Below are 2,626 nucleotides of genomic sequence, written 5' to 3'. Positions count from 1 at the left end.
GCATCCTTCTTCGGCGGCGGCGGACCGTCGCCGCAGCTTGGCGGTACCGCATCGTCGAAATTCGCGGTGGAGGGCTTCAGCGCCCCCTTGTCGATGAAGATCGGCTGGAAGGGCGGCGCCTGGATCTGGGCGTTGACCTGGCGCAGCGTGTAGCAGCCGGCGAAGACCTTCGCTTCGCCCTTCTTGTCGGTTGCCTGGATGGCGACCGGGACATTGTAATAGATGCTGCCCGCCGCGCCCTCGTCCGAAATCGGACCGGTCTTGACCTCCACCGTATCGGTGCCGTCATAGCCTTTGACGAACGTATCGAAATCCTTTGCCGGCTTTGTATCGCCGTAATAGCCCCAGGCACGAGCGAATTCGTGCCGGTTGATGGCGCTGTAGAGCGAGCGGACGACCGCATCCGCGCTCGACCGATCATCGACGTAAGGCGCTTCGGGCGTATCGCTGGCGGCCAATGCCGTCTGGGCTGTCGTGGCAAGGGAGAGAAGGGCTGTCGCTGCGAGAAGGGCGCGTCTCATCGGGAATCTCCGCTCGATAACGAAGATTCTACCATGGCGATTGCGGCGACGTGGTGACGCAGTGCGGCTGCACCTTGAAGAATCGTGCTTGAGGGCGCTACGTCCTCCCGCCGGCGTTCCTGCCGGACAGGAGATCTGACGTGACGATATCGATGTATGAGGCATCCGTGCCCGTGTTTTCAGCCAGGCTGAAAGCACTTTCCAATGTGCTCGCGGCAGCCGAACAAAACGCGCTTGACCGCAAGATCGACCCGCAGGTGTTTTTGACGGCGCGGCTTGCGCCCGACATGTTCGCTTTGACTCGGCAGGTGCAGATCGCCACCGACCATGCCAAGGGAGCACCCTCACGGCTGGCCAGCCGCGAAGTGCCGAAATACGAAGACAATGAGGCGAGCTTTGCCGATCTCGAAGCGAGGATCGCCAAGACACTGGCCCATCTGGCGACTTTCTCGCCCGCCGATATCGACGGGTCGGATGACAGGATGATCGAGTTGAAGCTGGGGGGCCGGGAAACCACATTGAGCGGCATGCAGTATCTGCTGCATGTGGCCATGCCCAACTTCTATTTCCACCTCACCACCGCCTACGACATCCTTCGCCACAATGGCGTGCCGTTGGGCAAGGCGACGTTCCTGGGATCGCGTTGAGGCGTGAGGTTCGAGATGTCCTGGATCGATCCGGGACATCTCGCGGGATGCAGCCTAGCGGATGGACATTTCGCGGGCGATACGCGGGAAATCGGCGGGCTTGATGCCGATGTCGGCACGCTCGGCGCTGCTCATCGAATGAAGCAGCGCCAGCGCCGCACGATATCTCTGATGTTCCTGTGGGCGCGGCCGGGCAAACATTTCCGTGAAGAAACCCATGATTCAGGCTCCTGGTTGGTCCTCCACACCACACAATATACGTGAATCGTGACAATTGTGCAGTGCAGCATTTGCATGCCTGCCATGTCCGAATGATTTTCATAAAAATTTTTTGCGGCCTGATGAAACTTTTGCGCCGCGTCGATCGTAGGCTTCGACGCTGGCACGTGGCCAGTTTTTCCTCGCCACTCCTGGCGAATTTCCGGACTGCATGAAAGTGCAGTCCGGCTTTTGGTCGAGGAGCCATTGATCCTCGATAGCAATCCTCGCAACGGCTAAATTCGTTAAGACCGGTGGCATGTATTTTTAACGAGCCGGTTCTATGCTCTGTAGTCCAGACAGTCAGGCAAGGGGGAGGCTGACATCGCTACCAGCGCCAAGCGTGATTTCGCTTCGTTGCTCGACGACCTCTTCGTTGCCTCCGACAAGGGCGACGGCATCGAGGGCGACGAGACCGGCGCGCGCCCATCCATCCCGTTCGACTATCTTTCGGTCGCCGATGAACTCCATTCCGGCCGCATCAAGGTATCCGCCGCGGAATATCGCGAGGCTGGTGCTGATCTGGCCAGCGAATTTGCCGCCCTGCTTGAACAGGCAAGGCTGGCCCTGGCTGGCGAAGAACCGAAGCCGGAAGACGAATTGCCGCCAATCGATCCTGAATCGATTGCGGTCGAACTGGGACTGAATCAGCCCAAGGTCGTTGCCGATTTCAGTCGCATGCGCCGCAGCTTTGCTTTTGCCAACCATCCTGACCGGGTTGCCCCGCATTTGCGCCAGCGCGCGATGATCCGCATGCAAGTGGCCAACATGCTGATCGACGAGGCCAAGCGCCGCGCCGTGGCCGCCGCACGCCGCTAGCCGTCCCTGCTCACGCAAAAGTCGGCCTGGCAAGGCTTGGAGAGCGCCTCCGCTTTCCTATAAGATGAGGTTTCCTCCCGCGCAGCCGCGCATGTTTTTCCCTCCGGAGCAGAATTCCATGCACAAACGCCGTCTCGGTCGGACCGATCTTCTTGTTACCCAGATTTGCCTCGGTTCGATGACCTGGGGCCAGCAAAACACCGAGGCCGAGGGCCATGCCCAGATGGACCTGGCCTTCTCGCGTGGCGTCAATTTCATCGACACCGCCGAACTCTATCCGATCCCGCCCAAGGCGGAGACGCAAGGGCGGACCGAGAAGATCATCGGCAGCTGGATGAAGGCAAAGGGCAATCGCGACAAGGTGATCCTTGCCTCAAAGGT

At 60.0% G+C, this 2,626-nt stretch carries 4 protein-coding genes and 1 pseudogene; 3 read left to right on the top strand and 2 right to left on the bottom strand.

The window, feature by feature from the left end:
• Window positions 1-521 (bottom strand): annotated as a pseudogene (locus EOA36_RS33035) (DUF1176 domain-containing protein); the annotation flags it as partial.
• Between the two features lie 140 nt (window positions 522-661).
• On the opposite strand from EOA36_RS33035, the gene EOA36_RS33030 reads away from it, so the two are divergent.
• Window positions 662-1,168: a DUF1993 family protein gene (locus EOA36_RS33030; protein WP_127280966.1), complete on the top strand. Its 507-nt coding sequence runs from the start codon at window positions 662-664 to the stop codon at window positions 1,166-1,168.
• A gap of 54 nt (window positions 1,169-1,222) precedes the next feature.
• Here the strand turns inward: EOA36_RS33030 and EOA36_RS37850 are convergent, their stop codons facing one another.
• Entirely contained in the window at window positions 1,223-1,387 is a 165-nt protein-coding gene (locus tag EOA36_RS37850) for a hypothetical protein (protein ID WP_127280965.1), read from the bottom strand.
• A gap of 396 nt (window positions 1,388-1,783) precedes the next feature.
• Between EOA36_RS37850 and EOA36_RS33020 the strand changes: the two genes are divergently transcribed.
• The gene (locus EOA36_RS33020; RefSeq protein WP_127280964.1) at window positions 1,784-2,245 is read left to right on the top strand and encodes a hypothetical protein; all 462 of its coding nucleotides are present in this window, start codon (window positions 1,784-1,786) and stop codon (window positions 2,243-2,245) included.
• Between the two features lie 118 nt (window positions 2,246-2,363).
• Window positions 2,364-2,626 (top strand): aldo/keto reductase (locus tag EOA36_RS33015; RefSeq protein WP_189553483.1); only part of this gene is annotated, 263 nt, incomplete at its 3' end.

The organism is Mesorhizobium sp. M8A.F.Ca.ET.021.01.1.1 (assembly GCF_003998025.1).
Taxonomy (GTDB): Bacteria; Pseudomonadota; Alphaproteobacteria; order Rhizobiales; family Rhizobiaceae; genus Mesorhizobium.
The sequence above is the reverse complement of the archived record's forward strand: the minus strand, read 5'-3'. Positions and strand labels throughout refer to the sequence as shown.